General features: G+C 73.8%; 18 protein-coding genes. 9 read left to right on the top strand and 9 right to left on the bottom strand.

Annotated elements, in window-relative coordinates; genetic code table 11:
• Nucleotides 1-2 precede the first annotated feature (2 nt).
• A complete protein-coding gene (locus AB0F58_RS00215) occupies nt 3-368 on the bottom strand; it encodes a DUF4259 domain-containing protein (protein ID WP_357135688.1) in 366 nt (121 codons plus the stop codon).
• Nucleotides 369-576: 208 nt separating this feature from the next.
• Between AB0F58_RS00215 and AB0F58_RS00210 the strand changes: the two genes are divergently transcribed.
• Nucleotides 577-1,185 (top strand): GNAT family protein, encoded by a 609-nt coding sequence (locus AB0F58_RS00210; protein ID WP_357135685.1) that lies wholly within the window; start codon nt 577-579, stop codon nt 1,183-1,185.
• Between the two features lie 51 nt (nt 1,186-1,236).
• The gene (locus AB0F58_RS00205) at nt 1,237-1,569 is read left to right on the top strand and encodes a DUF6204 family protein (RefSeq protein WP_357135682.1); all 333 of its coding nucleotides are present in this window, start codon (nt 1,237-1,239) and stop codon (nt 1,567-1,569) included.
• Between the two features lie 13 nt (nt 1,570-1,582).
• Here AB0F58_RS00205 and AB0F58_RS00200 read toward each other — a convergent pair whose 3' ends face one another.
• Nucleotides 1,583-3,046 carry a protein adenylyltransferase SelO gene (locus AB0F58_RS00200; RefSeq protein WP_357135679.1) on the bottom strand — a complete coding sequence of 488 codons (1,464 nt, stop codon included), beginning with the start codon at nt 3,044-3,046 and terminating at the stop codon, nt 1,583-1,585.
• A 237-nt stretch (nt 3,047-3,283) separates the two neighbouring features.
• Here AB0F58_RS00200 and AB0F58_RS00195 point away from each other — a divergent pair, with 237 nt between their 5' ends.
• The 7 genes from AB0F58_RS00195 to AB0F58_RS00165 are packed head-to-tail and all read left to right on the top strand — an operon-like array spanning nt 3,284 to nt 11,217.
• A complete protein-coding gene (locus AB0F58_RS00195; RefSeq protein ID WP_357135676.1) occupies nt 3,284-4,111 on the top strand; it encodes a TauD/TfdA family dioxygenase in 828 nt (275 codons plus the stop codon).
• Nucleotides 4,108-5,409: a hypothetical protein gene (locus tag AB0F58_RS00190; RefSeq protein WP_357135673.1), complete on the top strand. Its 1,302-nt coding sequence runs from the start codon at nt 4,108-4,110 to the stop codon at nt 5,407-5,409. Before AB0F58_RS00195 ends, AB0F58_RS00190 begins: the two co-directional genes overlap by 4 nt.
• Entirely contained in the window at nt 5,399-6,115 is a 717-nt protein-coding gene (locus tag AB0F58_RS00185; RefSeq protein WP_357135670.1) for a hypothetical protein, read from the top strand. The genes AB0F58_RS00190 and AB0F58_RS00185 overlap by 11 nt, the downstream gene beginning before the upstream one ends.
• Nucleotides 6,112-7,263 (top strand): hypothetical protein, encoded by a 1,152-nt coding sequence (locus tag AB0F58_RS00180; protein ID WP_357135667.1) that lies wholly within the window; start codon nt 6,112-6,114, stop codon nt 7,261-7,263. Before AB0F58_RS00185 ends, AB0F58_RS00180 begins: the two co-directional genes overlap by 4 nt.
• Nucleotides 7,264-7,285: 22 nt before the next feature.
• Nucleotides 7,286-8,602, top strand: coding sequence for an aspartate aminotransferase family protein (locus tag AB0F58_RS00175; protein WP_357135665.1), 1,317 nt, complete (start codon nt 7,286-7,288; stop codon nt 8,600-8,602).
• Between the two features lie 45 nt (nt 8,603-8,647).
• Nucleotides 8,648-9,910, top strand: a complete 1,263-nt coding sequence (locus AB0F58_RS00170) for a hypothetical protein (RefSeq protein ID WP_357135663.1) — start codon at nt 8,648-8,650, stop codon at nt 9,908-9,910.
• The gene (locus AB0F58_RS00165) at nt 9,907-11,217 is read left to right on the top strand and encodes a thymidine phosphorylase (RefSeq protein ID WP_357135661.1); all 1,311 of its coding nucleotides are present in this window, start codon (nt 9,907-9,909) and stop codon (nt 11,215-11,217) included. The genes AB0F58_RS00170 and AB0F58_RS00165 overlap by 4 nt, the downstream gene beginning before the upstream one ends.
• A gap of 6 nt (nt 11,218-11,223) precedes the next feature.
• Here the strand turns inward: AB0F58_RS00165 and AB0F58_RS00160 are convergent, their stop codons facing one another.
• From AB0F58_RS00160 to AB0F58_RS00130, 7 genes are read right to left on the bottom strand one after another with little or no spacing between them, the layout of a single operon-like run.
• Nucleotides 11,224-12,495 (bottom strand): condensation domain-containing protein, encoded by a 1,272-nt coding sequence (locus tag AB0F58_RS00160; RefSeq protein ID WP_357135658.1) that lies wholly within the window; start codon nt 12,493-12,495, stop codon nt 11,224-11,226.
• The gene (locus AB0F58_RS00155; RefSeq protein ID WP_357135655.1) at nt 12,485-14,755 is read right to left on the bottom strand and encodes a lantibiotic dehydratase; all 2,271 of its coding nucleotides are present in this window, start codon (nt 14,753-14,755) and stop codon (nt 12,485-12,487) included. The genes AB0F58_RS00160 and AB0F58_RS00155 overlap by 11 nt, the downstream gene beginning before the upstream one ends.
• Nucleotides 14,745-17,015, bottom strand: coding sequence for a lantibiotic dehydratase (locus tag AB0F58_RS00150; RefSeq protein ID WP_357135652.1), 2,271 nt, complete (start codon nt 17,013-17,015; stop codon nt 14,745-14,747). The genes AB0F58_RS00155 and AB0F58_RS00150 overlap by 11 nt, the downstream gene beginning before the upstream one ends.
• A 15-nt stretch (nt 17,016-17,030) precedes the next feature.
• Nucleotides 17,031-17,582 carry an AAA family ATPase gene (locus AB0F58_RS00145; RefSeq protein WP_357135650.1) on the bottom strand — a complete coding sequence of 184 codons (552 nt, stop codon included), beginning with the start codon at nt 17,580-17,582 and terminating at the stop codon, nt 17,031-17,033.
• Nucleotides 17,583-17,596: 14 nt separating this feature from the next.
• Complete coding sequence (locus tag AB0F58_RS00140; RefSeq protein WP_357135648.1) at nt 17,597-18,403, bottom strand: ABC transporter permease; 807 nt, start codon at nt 18,401-18,403, stop codon at nt 17,597-17,599.
• Nucleotides 18,400-19,170: an ABC transporter permease gene (locus AB0F58_RS00135; RefSeq protein ID WP_357135645.1), complete on the bottom strand. Its 771-nt coding sequence runs from the start codon at nt 19,168-19,170 to the stop codon at nt 18,400-18,402. The genes AB0F58_RS00140 and AB0F58_RS00135 overlap by 4 nt, the downstream gene beginning before the upstream one ends.
• Nucleotides 19,167-20,123, bottom strand: a complete 957-nt coding sequence (locus AB0F58_RS00130) for an ABC transporter ATP-binding protein (RefSeq protein ID WP_357135643.1) — start codon at nt 20,121-20,123, stop codon at nt 19,167-19,169. Before AB0F58_RS00130 ends, AB0F58_RS00135 begins: the two co-directional genes overlap by 4 nt.
• Nucleotide 20,124 lies beyond the last annotated feature (1 nt).

The following is a 20,124-nucleotide window of genomic DNA, read 5'->3' as shown; positions in this document are numbered from 1 at the left end:
GCCTACCGCTTCGCCAGCTCGGTCAGCTGGTCGAAGGTCCGCACGAGAACCTCGCGGCGCTGCTCCCGGTACTCCGGCCCGGGTTCCAGACCGTCGATCGTCCGGTCCCAGACGGCCAGGTATCGGCCCTTCCAGTCGGCGATCGTCTCCGGGGTGGGCAGGTCGGCCCCCACGTACTGCTGCTCGGCGATGAGTCGGAGCAGCTCCAGATTGCAGGGCACCGCGACGCCCCAGTACTCGTCGGGCTCGATGCCGACCGGATCGCCGGACATCGCCTCGGCGACCTCGGAGATCAGCCGCCCGGTCAGGTCCGACAGGTGGTCGGCGGCCGTGTCGTCGTCGAAGTTGCCGCTGCCCCAGGTGCCCATGTGGTCCTCGCTCCCACCCGCGTCCGATCGTTCGCGGCATTGAACCAGGCACCACCGACATCACCGGGGCGGACCGCCTGCCAGCGGGGGTGCGGTGCCCGGCGGCAGCTCCGCCTGCCCGGTCGGCAGCCCGGGATCCCCACCGTCGGTCGACCGCCGCAGGAAAAATCCACCTGCTCTTCGGACGGTGACAGGACACCATGGGGCCATGCTCCGCGTCGACGCGCCCCTGGAGACCGACCGCCTGCTGCTGCGCCCGTTCCGGGACGACGACGTGGACGCGCTCCACGACCTGCGTACCCGTGCGGACGTGCTCCGCTATCTGTACTGGCCGCCGGCGACGATCGAACAGACCCGTGACGTCGTCGCGCAACGGCTCACCATGAACACCCTGTCCGGCGAGAACGACTCGCTGGTGCTGGCGGTGGAGCAGCGGGCCACCGGCCGCATGATCGGCGAGGTGGACCTGCGGTGGCTGAGTGTCGAGCATCGGCAGGGTGAGGTGGGGGCGATCCTGCACCCGGCCGCGCAGGGACGAGGTTTCGCCACCGAGACGGTGTCGGCCCTGCTCGATCTCGCCTTCGACCGGCTGGGACTGCACCGGGTCACCGCCCAGACCAACGCGCACAACGCGGCGTCGATCCGCGCGCTGCACCGGCTCGGCATGCGGCAGGAGGCCCACCTCCGCCAGTGCGTCCACTACGCCGGCACCTGGCACGACGAACTGGTCTTCGCGATCCTGGCCGAGGAATGGGCGTCGAGAGCCCCTGCCGGCGAGGGAACCGGCCCCGCCGGGGCCGCCCGTTGTCCTTCCTGACGTACCAGCCCGCCGACCATGTCGGTGTCACAGATCCGGAGGTTTCCCGCCATGACCAGTAAGACCTACCAGGTCATCGTGCGCGGCAGGTTCGCGCCGCTCGACGCGGAGCAGCGGGCCGCGCTGCTCGCCGTGGCCGACGACCACGACGTGTTCGGGGCCCGGTTCACCGAGGAGGGAACCGTGACCTACGAGCGGTCCCTGCAGACGTTCACCGTCCGCTGTCTCGTTCCGGCCACCGAGCAGGACGGGGAGGCTGCCGTGACCGGCCGGGCGGAGGCGCTCGCCGCCGCCGCCGTCCGGGGACTCGGCGCCGACTACCGCGACCTCACGTCGGTGTCGACCGATCTCGACAGCATCAGGATCCGGCGGCGCGGACGGTGACCCCGGCGGCGGCTCAGGTGCCGCAGTAGGTCCGGTAGGCGCCGAAGTCCGGTGGGGCGGGAGCGGCGTAGCGTTCCAGGCCGGCGCGCTCGTCGTAGGGGGCGCTCAGGACGTCCAGCAACCGCCCGAGCGGGGCCAGGTCGCCGTCGGTCGCGGCGGCGAGGGCCTCCTCTACCAGGTGGTTGCGGGGGACGTAGACCGGGTTGACCCGGTCCATCCCGTCGGCGTCCGGGCCCAGGGCGCGCCAGCGCGTCAGCCAGTCGTCGACCGCGCCGGGGTCGGGGAACAGGCGGCGGGTGGGCTCGACCTCGCCCCGGGCGGCACCGGCCAGGGCGCGGAAGAACGAGGTGACGTCGACCCGGCCCGCCGCCAGCAGGGCGGTCAGCTCCTCGGCCAGCGGCGTCACGACCGCCTGGTCGACGTCGTCGGGCAGGCCGAGCTTGGCCCGCATGCCGGTCGACCAGGCCGCGTCGAACCGGCGGCGGAAACCGTCGAGTGACTCCATCGCCAGGTCGATCGCCTTCTCCTCGTCGTCGTGCAGGAGGGGCAGGAGCGCCTCGGCGAGCCGGGCGAGGTTCCACTCGGCCGCGGCCGGCTGGTTGCCGTAGGCGTAGCGCCCACGGTGGTCGATCGAGCTGTAGACCGTGGCCGGGTCGAACGCCTCCATGAAGGCGCACGGCCCGTAGTCGATGGTCTCGCCCGAGATCGTCATGTTGTCGGTGTTCATCACCCCGTGGACGAACCCCACGAGCATCCACCGGGCCACCAGCGACGCCTGCGCGGCGACCACCGCCCCGAGGAGGGCCAGGTACGGGCGCTCTGCCCCGGCGGCGGCGGGATGGTGCCGGCTGATCGCGTGGTCGGCGAGCCGGCGCAGGAGGTCGACGTCACCGGTGGCGCGGGCGTACTGGAAGCTCCCGACGCGCAGGTGGCTGTCGGCGACCCGGGCGAGCACGGCTCCCGGCAACGGGGTCTCGCGGTACACCGTACGGCCGGTGGACACCACGGCGAGGGACCGGGTCGTGGGGATACCCAGGGCGTGCATGGCCCGGCTGACGACGTACTCGCGCAGCATCGGGCCGACCGCGGCCAGACCGTCGCCGCCGCGCGCGAACGGCGTCCGCCCGGAACCCTTGAGGTGCAGGTCACGGCGGTGGCCGTCCGCGTCGACGAGTTCGCCGAGCAGCAGCGCGCGCCCGTCGCCGAGCTGTGGGACGTACCCGCCGAACTGGTGCCCGGCGTAGGCCTGCGCCACCGGGGTCGCGCCCACGGGAACCGTGGTGCCGACCAGCAGGCCCACCCCGTCGGGACTCCGCAACCAGCCGGGGTCGAGGCCCAGTTCCGCCGCCAACGACTCGTCCAGCACGAGCAGCCGGGGGTCGGGAGCCGGCTCGGCCCGCCAGGGCACGGCAAGTTCCGGGAGGTCGCGGGCGAAGCGGTTGTCGAGGGGGACGGGCGGCGGGGGTTCGGCACTCACACCGACGAGACTACGTCGGACCCCGGCCGGTGGGCGGCGTGCAGCTGCCGTGATCCGGGTCCCGGCCCCCTCGCTCCCCACCGGGCCGCCACTACTAACAAACGACAGGACCGGCTGACCCGGGCCACCGGCACGATGTACCCGAGCTGGCCCGTCGACAACCTCCGCCGTCGTCGGGACGGACGCCGAGACGCCGACCGGGTGGGCCCGGCCGGGAACGAGAAGGGGCCCTGCGAGTTGAAGCAGCTGTTCGTCGACTACCGGGACGCCACAGCCGCGTCTCCGGTGGCGGTGGCCCGTTCCGGACGGGGGGTGGACGAACTCGGTGACCGGCTCGACACCTACGGGTTCGCCATCGCACAGATGCCCGGCGACCTGCCGCCCCAGGACGCGATCGACGTCCTCGCCGGGGCGTGGTCGCTCGGCGCGCCGTACGTTCCCGCGCTGTACCGGCTGCCCGGGGCCGAACAGTTCAACCGCCCCTACGCCGACATCCGCGCGACCGACGCCGGTGACCACCCGGGCTTCGCGGTCCGCTCGGCCCAGGAGTTCCACGTCGACGGCACCCTGGACGGTCCCGGGGAGGTGCCGATGGTGATGATGTACTGCGTCCGGCCCGCCGCCCGGGGTGGCGAGTCGCTGCTGCTCAACGCGATCGGGGTGTTCCACGCGCTGCGGGAGACCGATCCGGCGGCGGCGGCCGTGCTGACCCGGCCCACCGTGCTGCGCCGCTCGTCCACCCTGCGCGGGGTCGAGGCGCACACCGACGGGCCGGCCTTCGTCGTGCGGGACGACGGCGGCATCGTCAACCGGTACTCCGACGTCCCGAGCACCACCACCTGGATCGCGCCCGCCGGTGAGGAGGCCGCCCTCGCCCGGGCGCTCGCCTTCATCCGGCAGGAGGGCAGTGGCGACGGCCGGTACCGGCTCTCCGTCCGGCTGGCGGCCGGCGAGTGCCTCGTCGTCCGCAACGACCGGGTCTCGCACGCCCGCCGGGGCTACCAGGACACCGCCGCGCAGCCCCGTCAGCTGCTCCGCGCGACCTTCGGGGTCGGTCCCCGATGACCGGATCCACCATCCAGGGACAGCAGGCCGCGAGCGTGGCCGACGGGCACCGGCTGCTGGACGGGATCGCCGCCCGGCTGCGGGCCGAGGGAGACGTCAGCCGGCAGGTGGTCAACCTGGTGCCGAGCGAGAACCGGCTCTCCCCGCTGGCGAGCCTTCCGCTGCGGTACGACTTCTACAACCGGTACTTCTTCAACGCGCGGCTCGCCGAGGAGGAGTGGAACTTCCGGGGCGGGCAGGGCGTCGGCGACGTCGAGGTCACCGTCGGCATCCCCACGCTCGCCCGGCTGGCCGGCGGTGCCCTGGTCAACGTCCGGCCGGTCTCCGGGATGAGCGCGATGTTCCTCGTCCTGATGACGTGTGGCGGCGAACCGGGCGACACGGTGGTGAGCATCGACCCGGCGGCCGGCGGGCACTACGCCACCACGTCGGTGATCCGGCGGCTCGGCCGTCGGCCGGTGACCGTCGGCCAGTGCGGCGGGACGGTCGACGACGAGCGCCTGCGGGCCGTCCTGCGGGAGCACCGGCCGGCGCTGGTCTACCTGGACCTCCAGAACAGCCTGGCCGAGATCGACGTCGCCGGGATCGTCCGGACCGTCCGGGAGGTCAGCCCGCACACCCGGGTCCACGCCGACGTCAGCCACACCCTCGGGCTCGTGCTGGGCGGCGTGCACCGCAACCCGTTGGACGTCGGCGCGGACACGATGGGCGGCTCCACCCACAAGACCTTCCCCGGGCCGCAGAAGGGGGTGCTCTTCACCCGGGATCCCGAACTCGCCGACCTGATCGCCCGGACCCAGTTCGAGACGATCAGCAGCCACCACTTCGCCGAGACCCTCTCCCTCTGCCTCGCCGCCGCCGAGTTCGAGCTGTTCGGGGCGGGCTACGCGGCCCAGGTGGTCGAGAACGCCCGGGTGCTCGGCGCGGAACTGCTCACCGTCGGCTTCGAGGTGGTCGTCGGCACCGACGACATCACCGACTGCCACCAGGTCTGGGTGGACACCGGGCCGGAACTCGACCCGATGCGCTTCGCGGCCGGTCTGGCCTCGGCCGGGGTACGGGTCAACGTCATCCCCGACCTGCCCGGGTTCGACGGCCGCCCCGCGCTCCGGCTGGGGTCGGCCGAACTGACCTTCGAGGGCGCCCGCGCCGAGTCGATGTCCGAGCTGGTGCAGGTCTTCGACCTGGTCCGCCGGGGCCGGGTGGACGAGGCGGGCGCGCGCCGGGTGGCGCTGCGCGAGAACCTCGGCGAGCCGTACTTCCTCCGCCGCGAGCAGCTCGACGGCCATGAGCGCTGACCGGACCGGCCGGACCGGGCCGACGCTGACGGTGATCGTCCCCTGTGCCGGGGCGCAACGCCGGTTCGACGCGCCCTACCCCAAGGAGCTGCACCGTATCGACCACCACGAGTCGATCATCGATCACGCCCTGGCCCCGGTCCGGGACTTCGCCACCCGACGCGGGGCGCGGGTCCGGCTCGTGGTGGTGATCCGGCCGCACAAGACGGACACCGTGGCCTACCTGGCCCGGTACGCGGACGTCTTCGAGACGGTCTTCGTCCACCAGACCGACCGGCACGGTCCCGACCTCTCGGGCGCGGTCACCGCGGCGCTGCCCCTGTGCGCCGGGCCGACGGCGGTCGTGCTGCCGGACCAGGTGGTCACCGGCGACACGGTCGCCCAACGGTTCGCCGAGGCGCACGACCTGCTGGACCGACACCCGTACGCGGTGCTCGCGGCGATGATCGACGACCCGGTCCGGCTCGCCAACGACGGTGCCCTGCGGCTGCGGGGCGACGGCCCGGTGCGGGTGGTCGAGGGCGCGGCGGACAAGCCGCCGGACCCGACGGGCTTCAACGCCGCCTGGGCGACGGTCTTCGCGGCGGCGCGCCACCGGGACGGGCTGCCGCACATCGTGGTCGGCGCGGGGGCCACCGCCCTGGTCGACGCGCCGGCCGTGCTGGTCGACGGGTTCCACAACGTCAACCGGGTGGACGACCTGTGACCGGGGCCCGCAGGCGACTGCTCCTCGACGCCGGTGACTACCCGGTGTCCCAGTCCGCCGCGTCCGGACTGGCCGTCCGGATAGCCGAACTGGCCGAGACCCTCGGCGACGGGTTCGCGGTCACCGTCTACTCGCCGGACGTGCCCGACCCGATGCACCTCGGCGGGGCCCGGCTCGAAACGCGGGCCGACCGGTGGCGGGACCTGCTCGACGCGACCGACGCGGTCTTCTTCTTCGACGTCGCCGATCCCGACCGGCTGGCCCAGGCGGTCGAGGCCGGTCCGCTGATCGTCTCGGAGACCGCGCCGCCGATCGAGCACGGCAGCTACCCGTCGCTGCTGCGGCAGGCCGCGCCCGAGGAGCGGTACCGGGAGGTCGTCGAGGCGTACCGGCGGCAGTTGCGCGTCTCCCACCACTTCATCTGCCGCTCCCGGGTGGAACGCGCGACCGTCCTGGCCAGCCTGGTCACCGCCGGCCGGGTCGGCGTGCGGGACCTGACCGGGTCGGCGACGCTCGACCACCTGGTGACCTCCGTGCCGATCGGGTTCAGCCGGCACAGCCGGCTGGTCGCCGAGCGGACCCGGCCCGAGCCGCTCGCCGACGTCCTCTGGACCGGCGGCATCTGGTCGTTCTACGACCCGTACGTGCTGGTGGACGCGGTGAGCCTGTGCGCCCGTCGCGGGTCGCCGGTCACCGCCGCCTTCCTCTACGGCCAACCCCATCCGGACACCCGGGAGATCGTCGAGGCGCTGGAGAAGCGGATCGCCGAGCGCGCGGTGACCGACCTGGTGACGGTCGTACGCCGACCGGTGACGCACCGCGCCCGGGACGCGTACCTCACCGCCGCGCGGGCCTTCGTCTGCGTCGCCCGGCCCGGCGCGGAGAACGACACCTGTGTCCGGCTGCGCGTCCGGGACAGCCGGCTGTACGGGGTGCCCATGATCGTCGACGGCTTCGGCGCGACGGCGGACGAGGTACGCCGGGACGGCCCGGGACGGGTGCTCGACGAGCCGTGCCCGGAGACGCTCGCCGACGCGCTGACGGAGACCCTCGCGGCCCGGCCGGCGGGTGGCGCGGTGAACGCCTTCGAGTACCGGGACGACCTGTGGGGGCTGGTGCCACGGCTGCACGACCTCCTCGGTCGGTAGGACAGGAACAGGGGTGCACGCGATGTCCGCGAGTCACATGTGGCGGCCCTGGTCGCCGGTTGCCAGCCCGACCCATCCGTTGACCCTGGTGCACGGGGAGGGCAACCGGGTGCGCGACAGCGAGGGCGGGTGGTATCTCGACGGGATCGCCGGTGCGCTGAACGCCTCCTGCGGCCACGGTCATCCCCGGCTGATCGAGGCCGCCCACCGGCAGATGGCCCGCCTGGCGCACTACGACCTGGTCAACGCCGTCCACCCGGCCGCCGAGTGGATCACCGAACGGCTGGCCGCGCTGCTCCCCGGCGACCTCGGGCAGACCCTGCTGGTCAACAGTGGCTCGGAGGCCACCGAGGCAGCCGTCCGGATCGCCCTGGAGCACTGGCGCAACGTCGGCGAGCCCCGCGACCGGGTGGTCACCTTCGCGGCCGGCTACCACGGCTCGACCGCGCTGGCGCTCGCGCTGTCCGGCCTGCCCTACACCCACAGCGGCTGGGTCGACCCGTTCCCGGTGCACCGGGTGGCCCTGCCCGGCAGCGCCCGCTCGGCACGCACCGCCGTCGACGGCGCGATGCTGGCGGCCCGCTTCGCCGAGGCGTTCACGGCGGGTCCGCCGCCCGCCGCGGTGGTGGTGGAACCGCTGCTCAACGTCGGTGGCGGTATCGTCCTGCCGCCCGGACTGCTGGCCCGGATCCGGGCGCTGTGCGACCAGCACGGCACCCTCCTCGTCCTGGACGAGGTGTTCTGCGGGTTCGGCCGTACCGGACGGATGTTCGGCTTCGACCACGACGGCGTCACCCCGGACATCGTCACCACGAGCAAGGGCATCAGCGGTGGCTACGTCCCGCTCGGCGCGGTCACCACCACCGACGCGGTCAAGCAGTCCTTCCACGCCGAGCCGCTGTTGCGGGGCCTGCGGTACGGGCACACCACCGGCGGGCACGCGGTGGCCGCCGCCGTCGCGCTGGCCGTCCTGGACGTCGTCGAGGAGGAGGGGCTGGTGGCCAACGCGGCGGCCCGGGGAGCGACGCTGCTCGACCGGCTCGACCCGCTGCTGGCGTACCCCGGGGTGGTGGACGTGCGGGGCCTCGGCCTGGTGGTCACGGTGGAGAGCGCCGACCCCGGTCTGGCCTCGGCGGCCGTGCTCGGTGCCCGCGCCCGTGGCCTGCTGGTCCGCCAGCAGGGCGCCTGTGTGATGGTCATCCCGCCGCTGACCCTCACCGCCGGGGAGACCGAACAGCTCGCCGACACGCTCCTGGCCGCCTTCGACCAGGTGTGCCGGCCGGCCGGTGACGCCCGGCCGGCGCCGGTCGCCGCCGGCCGGGTCGACGACCCGAGGTAGGCGACGCTGTCCACGCCGCACCTCAACGCCGCGGGCTTCCCGGACGTGCCGTGCGTCCGGTACTACCGCACGATCCGGGCGGGCGTCACCGGCCCGTGCCGGCAACTCGGCTACGGGGTGAACCGACGACCGGTGCCGGCCGGGGTCACCCGCTGCCTGAGCCGGCTCTACGCCGACGTCGTCACCCACCGGGTGGTCGAGTACGACGACGCCGGCCTGGTCCCGGCCCGGACCCTCGTCGGTGAACTCCTCGGCTGGTACCTGGACGTCGAACCGCTCGCCGCCGAGCAGGTCGTGCTCTTCCACGGCACCACCGAGGCGATCAGCGTGGCCTGCGAGTACGCCGCCCACCGGGGCGTGCAGCCGGTGCTGCCGATCCCCAACTACTACTCCTTCGAGCACTCGCTGTCCCGCCACGGCGCGGTCACGCCGGTCTACTACGGCACCGACGGGCAGCTCGACCGGCCGGTCCCGGCGGGCCGGCGTCGGCTGCTGGTCGACGTCGCGCCCAACGGCGTGCTCGGCTCCTGGCTGTGGCCGCCGCCCGCCGGCCCCGACGACCTCGCCCTGATCGACGTGCCCTTCTCGCTGCCGCAGTTCGACCGCGCCGACGACTTCCGCGCGGTGCTGCACCGCAAGGTGACCGCGTACCCCCGGTGGCTGCTGTGCATGACGCCGTCGAAGGACCTGTCGATCCCGGGTCTGCGGGTCGGCTTCGTGGCCGGCACCGAACCGGGGTTCGCCGAGTTCGCCGCCGCGGTCCGCTTCGAGCGGGGCTACTCGGTGAACGCCGCCGTCGCGCTGGTGGCGGCGGTGCACCTCGGGCTGCTCGTGCTCGCCCTCGCCGACCCCGCCGCCCGGAGCCGGACGGCCCTGCGGCTGCGGGAGCTGTTCGACCGGCACGGGGTTCCGTTCCTCGACCACGAGGAGGAGACGGCGTTCCTCGCGGAGCTGGACACGGCGACCGGACTCTTCGCCCGTAACCTCGACCTGCTCGACGGGTGCGGACTGTTCGAGCCGGTGATCGGGGCGGCCCGGCCGGTGGCCGGCTACTCCACGTTCCGCTGGCTGACCCGGCCGTTCGCCTCGCCCGACGCCTGGACCCGCTGGGTCAACCGGCTCGGGCACGCCGGGCTGAAGGTCAACCCGAACTACCTGTTCGGCGCGGCACCCGAATACTGGCAGCGGCTCTACCCCGACCGGTACGGCATCCGGCTCAACATCTCCGTCCCGGCCGGCGAACTGCGGGGCAACCTGCGGTTCCTGCACCGGGCACTGGACCTGCGAGGACAGGAGGCAATCCGATGACGCTCGGCGTGCTGGACGTGATCGCCGCGAAACGGCGCGGTGAGCGGCTCCCGGCGGAGGCGATCGCCCTGGTGGTCGACGGCTACGTCCGGGGCGACGTGCCGGACTACCAGATGGCGGCGTGGCTGATGGCCGTCGCCTGCCGGGGAATGGACTTCGACGAGGTCGTCGCGCTCACCCGGGTGTACGTCGACAGCGGCGAGCGGCTCGACCTGCGCGGCTTCGACCGGGTGGTCGACAAGCACAGCACCGGCGGCGTGGGCGACAAGACCACCCTGGTCGTCGCGCCGGCGCTGGCGGCGCTGGGTGTCCCGGTGGCCAAGATGAGCGGCCGGGGGCTGGACTTCGCCGGTGGCACGCTCGACAAGTTGGAGTCCATCCCGGGCCTCCGGGTCGGTCTCGACTCCGACCGGATCCGGGCGGTGCTCGCGGAGGTCGGCATGGTGGTGGTCGAGCAGTCGGCGCGGCTGGTCCCCGCCGACGGCGCCACCTACGCGCTGCGGGACGTCACCGGGACCGTCGAGAGCCTGCCACTGATCGCCGCGAGCATCATGAGCAAGAAGATCGCGGCCGGCACGGACGGCGTCGTGCTCGACGTCAAGTTCGGCGGTGGCGCGCTCACCGGCGACCTGGCCAGCGCCACCGACCTGGCCGCCCTGATGATCGACGTCGGGGCCGCGTTCGGACTGCGCTGCCACGCGGTGATCAGCGACATGGACCAGCCGCTCGGGTGGTCGGCGGGGAACGCCCTGGAGATCCGGGAGGCGGTCGACGTGCTCCGGGGCACCGAGGTGCCCGGACTGACCGAGCTGTGCGTCACGCTGGCCGCCGAGGCGGTGCTGCTCTCCGGCACCGAGACCGACCAGGACCGGGCGCGGGAGCAGGTCCGCGCGGTGCTCGCCGACGGTCGGGCCCTCGCCGCGTTCCGGCGCTGGGTGGCCGCCCAGGGCGGGGATCCGGCGGTGGTGGACGACCCGCGACTGCTGCCCGCCACCCCGCGCGCCGACCTGGTCACCGCCGAGCACAGCGGCTGGGTGCGGGCGGTCGACGCCCGCGCGATCGGCACGCTGGCCCTGCGGTTGGGAGCCGGCCGGCAGGTCAAGAGCGCGCCGATCGACCACGCCGTCGGGGTGACCCTGCACAAGCGGGTCGGTGACCGGGTGGTCGCCGGTGAGCCCCTGGCCCAGGTGCACCACCGGGAGGCCGGCCCGGCACCGGTGGCGCGGGCGCGGGCCGCGTTCACCATCGTCCCGGAGGAGGTGCCGCCCGTCTCCGCCGTGCACACCGTGCTGCGCCCGCGCCGCTGACCGCCCTCACCCGTCGGCGCGGACCAGGTCGACCGTCCGCCGCAGGATCCGGTCCATCCCGTCGGCGTCGAAGGCGGCCGGGTTGACCTGCGCGGTCACCTGCACCCCGCGCGCGTTGCGCACCCAGTCGACGAAGCAGGTGGTGCCGAGCGTCGGGTAGATGGGCTCGCCGACGGCCGCGTACAGGTCGACCCAGCGCATGCCCAGCCCGGCCAGGCGCAGGTCGCGTTCCGGGCGCGCGGTGTAGACGCCGAGCACGCACTGGGCCACCGGGCCGGTGTCGACCAGACCCGCCTGCCAGAGGCGGTCCACCGGACGCAGCGGCAGCGCGTGGTCGATGGTCTCCAGCAGCCGGTCCTGGAGCGCACCGACCCGCGCCGGCAGCGTCCCGCCCGGGACCGGGGCCCGGTGCACCGGGATGCCGTGCGAGAACAGGCCGGGCGTGCGCAGGTAGCCCGGCAGGCAGCGGCCGTGCGAGTTGGTGACCAGGCCGCCGTGGTACACGCCGGAGACCTCGGTGAACGCCTGGAGCAGCGCCTCGGCGGCGAGGGCGAACTCGGTGACGCCGTGGGCCGCCCAGCGGGCCGTCATCGGGTCGGCGACCTCGGCGGGGATGTGCTGGCGCAGTTCCACGGCCGGACCGGTGCCGGCGCCCGGGTTCCCGGACGGGCAGCGTGGCGGGTACGGCCCCGACTCCTGGCGGACGCGCCGCCAGTACTCGGCCCGCCGTTCGCCCCAGGGGCCGGCCAGCGCCGCCCGCTGCCGTTCGGCGAAGTCGGCGTACGGCCGGGCGGGCACCTGCGGCGCGAGTCGCCCGTCCGGGGCGGCGCGGGCGACGGCGTACAGCTCGGTGACGGTGCGCAGCACCAGCCCGATGGAGAGCCCGTCCATGACCAGGTGGTCGAGGGCGATGCCGAATAGGTGCCGGTCCGGGCCGAGCCGGGTCAGCACGACCCGCCACAGTGGTGGTTCGTCCCGTACGAAGCGCTGCCGCAGCGCCGCCAGCATCTCCCGCCGGACGTCCTCCTCCGGGCCCTCCGGCACCACCTCCCACCGCACGTGGGCGTCGTCGACCGTCCGGGCGGTGGCCGACGGGTAGCTCCGGCGCAGCACGTCGTGGCGTTCGGCCGCCCCGTGCAGCGCCGCCTCCAGCGCCCGGCGGTCGAGCGGCCCGGTGACCTCCCAGGCGGAGGTCACCAGGGTCGGCGAGCCGTACGGCTGCCCGGCCAGCGAGCCCAGCCACGACTCCTCCTGGAGGGATACCACCTCACCGGACATCGGTGTCCTCCGCATCGCTCAGGTCCTGTAGGACGAATCGGAACTCGCTGGTCCTGGTCCGGCCGTCCGGACCGGTGAGCCAGAGGTCGTCGAGGGCGGGCAGCATCTCCTGCACCCCGACCACGGCGTCCGGCCGGTCGGCGACCCGGCGGAGCTGCCGGACGACCTGGTACGAGGTGATCCAGCTCCGCGCGTCGCAGTAGACCGGTTTCGGCTCGCCCGGCACCCGGACGAACGAGTGGCGGGGTAGTCCCCGTCGCCGGAAGAAGCCCGCCAGATCGATCCTGCTGGGCGAGGTGCCCAGCAACGGCGCGAACTCCCGGACCGGCAGGCGCCAGCCCTCGCGTCGTACCACCAGGTTGTCGATGCGGACGCGGGGCACGTGGTCGGCGTCGGGAAAGAGGGACAGGGCGTTGTAGAACGCCAGGGACAGGAACTCGCCGAGGAACTCGGTCAGCCGGGCCACCACCCGACCGGCACCGTCGACGACCACCACCCGACCGTCCCGTTCGGCGACCCGCAGGTCGACACCGGACATCTTCGGCACCGAGGCGGGCAGCACCGTCCGCGACCACAACGTCCAGTAGCGGTGTTTCTCCGGCAGGTACGCCGCCGGGGGCGGTGCGGTCCGGGGCGAGCGCCGGGGCGTCGGGGGAAGGGCGGGGACGAAGCGCTCCGCCGGGGTGGCCGCGTCGATCAGGGCCTCCAACCGGCCCGGCTCGGGCTGGTTGTCCAGGCAGAAGCGGTAGTCCAGCGGGTTCACCGTCGCGTGCACCTCGCCCAGCACCCACAGGTGGTCGACGCCCCGCCGGGCGAGCATCACGTCCGCACTGTGCGTGCGCGCCGCCGACCAGCCCGCGCGGGGTGCCCGGAAGGCCGACCGCCAGCGCTCGCGGAGGGCGGCGCTGCGGTGCACGTGGGTGCCGTCCGGCGCCCGGGTGACGGGTTCGGCCGCCAGCAGGTCGGCGACCATCGCGTGTACCTCGGCGGTCACGCCCCGGTGGATCCGGCCGGGGCGGCGGTCGTCGAGTTCGGGCAGGAGTTCGTCGAAGACCGCCTCCAGCGACGGATCCCGGCGCAGCGCCGTCCGCGCCCGGTCCTCGATCCCGGTGGCCAGCCGCCAGCTGACGTACCGGCAGGTCTCCATCAGCAGCTCCAGGGGACCATCCAGCTGCGCGACGGCCCGCGCGCCGACGGTCGCGTCCCAGTCGACGGTGACGTCGTGGTAGAGCAGCTCCCGGCTGTTCGGATTGATCCGTTTGCGGATCGACCGGTCCACCCCCGCGACCGCCTCGAAGGACTCGGCGAGCGCGGTGCCGGCCCGCCAGACGCCGGTGGCGTCGCCGGCGGCGGCGCGGACGTCGGCGCGTCGCCGGGTCAGCTCGTGCACCTGCCCCCGCAGGCGGCGGCGCGGCTCCTCGGGCAGGCGGGCCAACTGGGCGTCGAGCATCTCCTCCGACCCGCCGACCATCGGCACGTCGAAGCCCCAGTGCAGGCACCCGGCGCGCTGGAGCGCGTCGAGCACCTCGGTCAGCCGTCGCCGGTCCCAGTGCGGGCCGCCGGCCGCCCGGACCGGACCGAGCAGCTCGTCGGCGTACCCGGAACCGCCCAGGCAGGTCAGTACCAGGTGCTGCTCGGCGGTGAGCCGGTACGGTCCCCGGCGCGGACGGACGAACGCGTCGTCCCGGAGCGCCCCGGCCTGGTCGACGATCACCGGCAGGTGCCACCGTACCTCCGGATCGGCCTCCCACCCCCGGGCCAGCGCGGTCAGCGCCCACGGCTCGAAGTCCGCGGTGTGCCGGACCCGCTCGCCCCGACCGGCGACCTCGACGACCAGATCACGTGCCCGGTCGACGCGCGCCCAGCCGATCGGTCCGAAGAACCCGATGGTCTCGTTCTTCGTGGCGTAGCGCTGGAGGTAGGCCCCGAGGATCAGCAGCTTGTCCCGGTAGTAGGAGGGCGGCCGGGAGCCGGTGACCCCCTCGGTGGCGTACCGGCCCACCCACCGGTCGACCATGTCCGGGTTCTGCCAGCACAACGCCTCCAGCAACCACGGGTCACCGGCGGTGCGGGCGAGGAGTTCCCGCAACCCGCCCCCGTCGTGCCGCTGCTCCTCGGCCGTGGCGAGGAAGTCGCGGAGCCGCTCGGCCGGACAGCCGGCGGAACGCAGCTGGACGATCGGCCACAGGCCCCAGTTCCGGCCGATCGGGACGAGGGAGCCCCGGGTCGCCTGCCGCAGCGGGACGGTCTCACCGGACACCGTGGCCCCCCGTTCCCTGCCGGTCCTGGAGCACGAACCGGAACTCGCTGGTCCTGGTCCGGCCGTCCGGGCCGGTGAGCCAGAGGTCGTCGAAGTCGGGCAGCATCTCCTGCACCGTCACCATCGCGTCCGGCCGGTCGGCGACCCTGCGGACCAGCCGGACGACGTTGTGCGTGGTGACCCAGCTGGTGGCGTCGCAGAAGACCGGCTTCGGCTCACCCGGCACCCGGACGAACGAGTAGCGGGGCAGGCCCCGCTCGCGGAGGAAGCCGGCCAACTCGACCCGGCTGGGCGGCGCGGAGAGCAGCGGTGCGAACTCCCGTACCGGGATGCGCCGGTAGGCGCGCTGCACCACCAGGTCGTCGATGCGGACGCGGGGCATCCGGTCGGCGTCCGGGAAGATCGACAGGGTGTTGTAGAGCGCCAGCGACAGGAACTCGCCGAGGAACTCGGTCAGTCGGGTCAGCACCCGGCCGGTGCCGTCGACCACCACCACCGTGCCGTCCCGCTCGACGACCCGCAGGTCGACGCAGGACAGCTTCGGCACCGACGCGGGCATCGACGTGCGTGGCCAGAGCGTCCAGTAGCGGTGCTTCTCCGGCAGGTACGCCGCCGGGGGCGGCGCGGTGCGGGGGGAGAGGCGCGGTGTCGGCGGGACGGCCGCGATGAACCGCTCCGGCGGGGTCGCCGCGTCGATCAGCGCCTCCAACCGGCCCGGCTCGGGCTGGTTCTCCAGGCAGAACCGGTAGTCCAACGGGTTGATCGTGGTGTGCAGCTCACCCAGCACCCAGAGGTGCTCGTCGTCCCGCCGGGCGAGCATGATGTCCGTGCTGTGCAGCTCGGCGGCCGACCAGCCCGCCCGGGGTGCGGCGAAGGCCGCCAGCCAGCGCTGGCGCAGTACGACGCTGCGGTGCACCCGGGACCCGTCCGGTGCCTCGGCGCCCGGCTCCGCCGCCAGCAGGTCGCCGACGATCTGCCGTACCTCGGTCATGACGCTCCGCACGATCCGGCCGGGACGGCGGTCGTCCAGGTCGGGCAGGAGTTCGTCGAAGACCGCCTCCAGCGACGGGTCCCGGCGCAGCGCCGTCCGCGCCCGGTCCTCGATCCCGGCGGCGAACCGCCAGCTGGCGTACCGGCAGGTCTCCATCAGCAGTTCCAGCGGGCCGGCCAGCCCGGCGACCGCCCGCGCGCCGAGAGTGGCGTCCCAGTCCACGGTGACGTCGTGGTAGAGCAGCTCCCGACAGTCGGGGTTGATCCGCTTCTGGACCGAGCGGTCCACCCCCGAGATCGTCTCGAACGACTCGGCCAGCGCGTTGGTGGCCCGCCAGACGCCGGTGGCGTCACCGGCCGCGGCGCTCACCTCCCGCCGCAGCCGACTCAGCCGGTGCAGGTCCTCGCGCAGGCGGCGGCGCGGCTCCGCCGGCAGGCGGTCCAGGTGCGCGTCGAGCACCTCCTCCGACCCGCCGACCACGGTGATGTCGAAGCCCCAGTGCAGGCATCCGGCGCGCTGGAGCGCGTCGAGCACCTCGGTCAGCCGGGCGCGGTCCCACTCCGGTCCGAGCGCCCCGAGCAGGTCGTCGGCGTACCCCGACCCGCCCAGACCGGTCATCACCAGGCGCTGGTCGGCGGTGAGCCGGTGCGGTCCCCGGCGGGGGCGGACGAACGCGTCGTCCCGGAGCGCCCCGGCCTGGTTGACGACCACCGGCAGGTGCCACCGCACCTCCGGATCGGCCTCCCAGGTCCGGGCCAGCGCGGTCAGCGCCCAGGGTTCGAAGTACGTGGTGTGCCGGACCCGCTCACCCGTCCCACCGACCTCCACCACCAGGTCCCGGCGGGGGTCGAGGTGGGCCCAGGCGATCGGGCCGAAGAACCCGATGGTCTCGTTGCGGGTCGCGTACCGCTGGAGGTAGACGCCGAGGGTGAGCAGCTTGCCCCGGTAGTAGGTGGGGCGCCTGGTGCCGCCCACCCCCTCGGTGGCGTACCGGCCGAGCCAGGAGTTGACGATGGTGGGGTTCTGCCAGCACATCGCCTCCAGCAGCCACGGGTCGGCGGCGAACCGTTCGACGACCTCGCGCAGTCCGCTCCCGGTGTGCCGCTGTTCCTGCGCCGCGGCGAGGAAGTCCCGTAACTGCTCCGCCGCGTGACCGGCGGAACGCAGCAGGACGACCGGCCACATGCCCCAGTTCGCGCCGATCGGGACGAGGGGGTCCGGGGCACCGCTCCCGGTGCCCGTCCGGAGTCCGCCGCCGAGAACGTCCATCCGTCCGCTCCTTCGCTAGAGGTGTCTGCCGGCCGTCACCCAGCCGGTGATCGCCGCCGCCAGGGTGTCCGGGTCGGTGGTGCCGGAGTCGAGGAAGCGGGTGCCCTCCGGCAGGTGCGTCCGGGCCGCCCGGCACCGGTCGACCTGGTCCAGCCGCCACCGGCGGACCTCCGCGTCGTGCACCGGATCGGTCGGGTCGATCACCTGGGCGGTGATCCGGGACCGTAGGACCCGCTCGTCGACGTCGAGCCATACGTGCAGGACGTCCTCGCCGCCGTCGACCAGCCCGCCGACGACCTCCGTCAGGTAGGCGGGGACGACCAGGGTCATCGGCACGATCAGCGTGGCGTCGTACCACCGGCGGATCTCCCGCAGGGTGGCCAGGGTCAGGCTCCGCCAGATGGGCAGGTCCTGGAAGTCACCGGTGGGCGGGGCCGGCACGAGCCGGCGCAGCGCGAAGCCGACCTCCTCCGGGTCGACGACCATGCTGCCCGGCAGCAGCGCGGCGAGCTTCTCGCTGAGCGTGGTCTTCCCCGCCCCGAACGGTCCGTTGAGCCAGATGATCACGTGTTCTCCGTGGGTCAGTCGGTGAAGTCGACGGACGCCTCCCGGCGTCCGCTGCGGTCGTACCGTCGGAAGGCCAGGGCCGCCACGAGGAGCCACCCGGCGGCGATCACCGCCTCGGTCACGGCGAGCCGGGCCACCCCGGCGGTCGGCCCCTGCGCCAGCAGCTCGCGGACGGCGGCCAGCCCGTGCGTCAGCGGTAGCGCCTCCGCCAGCCAGGACACCGGCGCCGGCCAGAAGGTGGTCGGCACCTGCACGCCGGTGAACACCATCAGGCACAGCCCGCCGAGGCTCGCGATCAGGGCGCGCAGCGACACCGTCCGCAGGGCGAGCGCACCCAGCAGCAGCCCGAAGCAGTACGTCGACACCCCGGCGAGCACGACCAGCGGGACGGCGAGCAGGGCGGTCGGCATCGGCAGGGGCACCCCGAAGAGCGGCGGGAGCAGGAGCAGGGAGACCGTACCCACGCCGATGCCGTCCAGCAGCCACAGCACGCTACGGCCGGTGAACACCGTGAACGGGCCGGTGGGGGAGGCCACCAGCAGCGGGAGGGTGCCCAGCAGCCGTTCCCAGGCGGTGGAGTTGACCACCTGGAGGGCGGTGTTGGCCACCATGAAGACCGAGTTGCCGACGATCAGGTAGCTCACCTTGTCCGGGGCCCCCAGCAGCCGACCCAGCAGCGCGAAGAGGCTCACCTGGCACAGGATGCGCACCAGCCAGATGAAGGTCCAGGACCGCCAGGTGTAGATGGCCCGCAGGTCGGCCAGGGCGGTGAGCACCGCGTACCGCAGGACCCGGACGTGGTCACGGAGGATGCCGGTCACGCGTACCCCACCGTGCCCTGGGCCCGCAGTCGCCGCAGGATCCGCTCGATCACCCAGAGCCCGACCGCGAACGCGGCCGCGCCCAGCACGAGCAGCACCGCCAGCCGCGCCGGCACGTCCCGCACGGCCGCCGGGGAGAGGCAGTCCCGCAGCAGCTGCGCCGACCAGGAGAGGAAGACCACCCTGGTCAGCGGCTGCAACCACTCCGGCAGGAAGGTGACCGGCACGACCGCGCCGCCGAGCACGTAGAAGGGGTACGTCAGCGAACTCTTCAGGGTCAGTGCCCACCGGCCCAGCACGAACACCCCGGCCAGCGCCGTCGCGGTGCCCACCACGGCCACGGTGTTGCAGGCCACGGTGAGCAGGAAGATCAGGGGATGGTGCATCTCGATGGTGATGCCGAAGCCGAGCCAGGCCACCAGGGCCGACTCGACCAGCCCGAGCTGGCTGATCACGGTGACCGCGGTGATCCGGCCGAGCAGGACGACCACCAGCGGGGCGGGCGTGGCGACCGCGGCCTCCAGGACGCCGTTGCGCCGGTCGCCCTCGATGGTGCCGCCCGAGATGTTCACCGCCATCGACCAGAGCGACATCGCACCCGAGCCGACGATCGCGTACGGGGCCAGGTCCTCCCGGCCCGACTCGACCAGCACCGCCAGGAAGGCGACGGTGAACAGCGGCATCGTCACCAGGACCATCAGGTCGTTGACCGACTGCCAGACGTGGGCCACCTGGAACCGGACGGCCGCCCAGAACAGCGCGATCACCGGATCTCCAGCCCCCGGTCCCCGACCACGTGCAGGTAGACCTCCTCGAGCGACGGCCGGCCGGTGGCGAGCCGGGTGACCCCGGCGTCGACCAGGATCCGCAGCACCTCCCGGGCCGCCCCGGGGGCGTCGGTCTCCACCCGCACCGCCCCGGAGGGCAGGGTGCCGACGCTCACCACCCCGGAGAGGGTCCGCAGCAGTTCCACGGTGACCGGCGGCACGTCCTCGGCGGTGACCCGCTCGTACGTGGAGAGCCAGCCGCCGATGGTGCGCGGATCCTCGGTGGTGACCAGCCGGCCGCCGTCGACGAGGGACACCCGGTCGCAGACCGCCTCCGCCTCGGCCATGTCGTGCGTGGTGAGCAGGACGGTGCGCCCCTCGGCCCGGACCTCGCCGACCAGCACCCGGAACTCGCGGGCGGCCACCGGGTCCATGCCGACGGTCGGTTCGTCCAGGATGACCACCTGCGGGTCGCCGACCAGGCCCCGCGCCAGGTGCAGGCGCTGCTTCATCCCGCGCGAGAAGGTCTCCACCCGCTCGCCGGCCCGGTCGGCCAATCCGACCCGCTCCAGCAGCCCGGCCACCCGCACCTTGGCGGCGGCGGTGGGCTGGCGGTACAGCGCCGACCAGTACATCAGGTTCTGGCGGGCGGTGAGCCGCCCGTACAGGCCGCGTTCCCCGCCGAAGGCGATGCCGATGCGCCGCCGGGCGGCGGCGGTCTCCGTCACCACGTCGTGACCGTCCACCCGGGCCGTGCCGGAGGTGGGCAGCAGCACGGTCGACAGGATCTTGCACAGGGTCGTCTTGCCGGCCCCGTTCGGCCCGAGCAGCCCGTGGATCTCCCCCCGGCCGATGCTCAGGGTGAGCCGGTCCAGGGCGGTGCGGGGTTCGCCCCGCACGCCCCGGTACACCCGGGTGAGGTCGCAGATCTCGACCGCGTCCCCGCGGCTCATG

Source organism: Micromonospora sp. NPDC023956 (assembly GCF_040639195.1).
Taxonomy (GTDB): domain Bacteria; phylum Actinomycetota; class Actinomycetes; order Mycobacteriales; family Micromonosporaceae; genus Micromonospora.
This window is presented reverse-complemented; position numbering and strand designations above follow the sequence as displayed.

Coding starts and splice junctions, on each gene's coding strand:
- AB0F58_RS00215 (WP_357135688.1), bottom strand. CDS start 368: ATGGGCACCTGGGGCAGCGGCAACTTCGACGACGACACGGCCGCCGAC.
- AB0F58_RS00210 (WP_357135685.1), top strand. CDS start 577: ATGCTCCGCGTCGACGCGCCCCTGGAGACCGACCGCCTGCTGCTGCGC.
- AB0F58_RS00205 (WP_357135682.1), top strand. CDS start 1,237: ATGACCAGTAAGACCTACCAGGTCATCGTGCGCGGCAGGTTCGCGCCG.
- AB0F58_RS00190 (WP_357135673.1), top strand. CDS start 4,108: ATGACCGGATCCACCATCCAGGGACAGCAGGCCGCGAGCGTGGCCGAC.
- AB0F58_RS00185 (WP_357135670.1), top strand. CDS start 5,399: ATGAGCGCTGACCGGACCGGCCGGACCGGGCCGACGCTGACGGTGATC.
- AB0F58_RS00175 (WP_357135665.1), top strand. CDS start 7,286: ATGTCCGCGAGTCACATGTGGCGGCCCTGGTCGCCGGTTGCCAGCCCG.
- AB0F58_RS00165 (WP_357135661.1), top strand. CDS start 9,907: ATGACGCTCGGCGTGCTGGACGTGATCGCCGCGAAACGGCGCGGTGAG.
- AB0F58_RS00160 (WP_357135658.1), bottom strand. CDS start 12,495: ATGTCCGGTGAGGTGGTATCCCTCCAGGAGGAGTCGTGGCTGGGCTCG.
- AB0F58_RS00150 (WP_357135652.1), bottom strand. CDS start 17,015: ATGGACGTTCTCGGCGGCGGACTCCGGACGGGCACCGGGAGCGGTGCC.
- AB0F58_RS00130 (WP_357135643.1), bottom strand. CDS start 20,123: ATGAGCCGCGGGGACGCGGTCGAGATCTGCGACCTCACCCGGGTGTAC.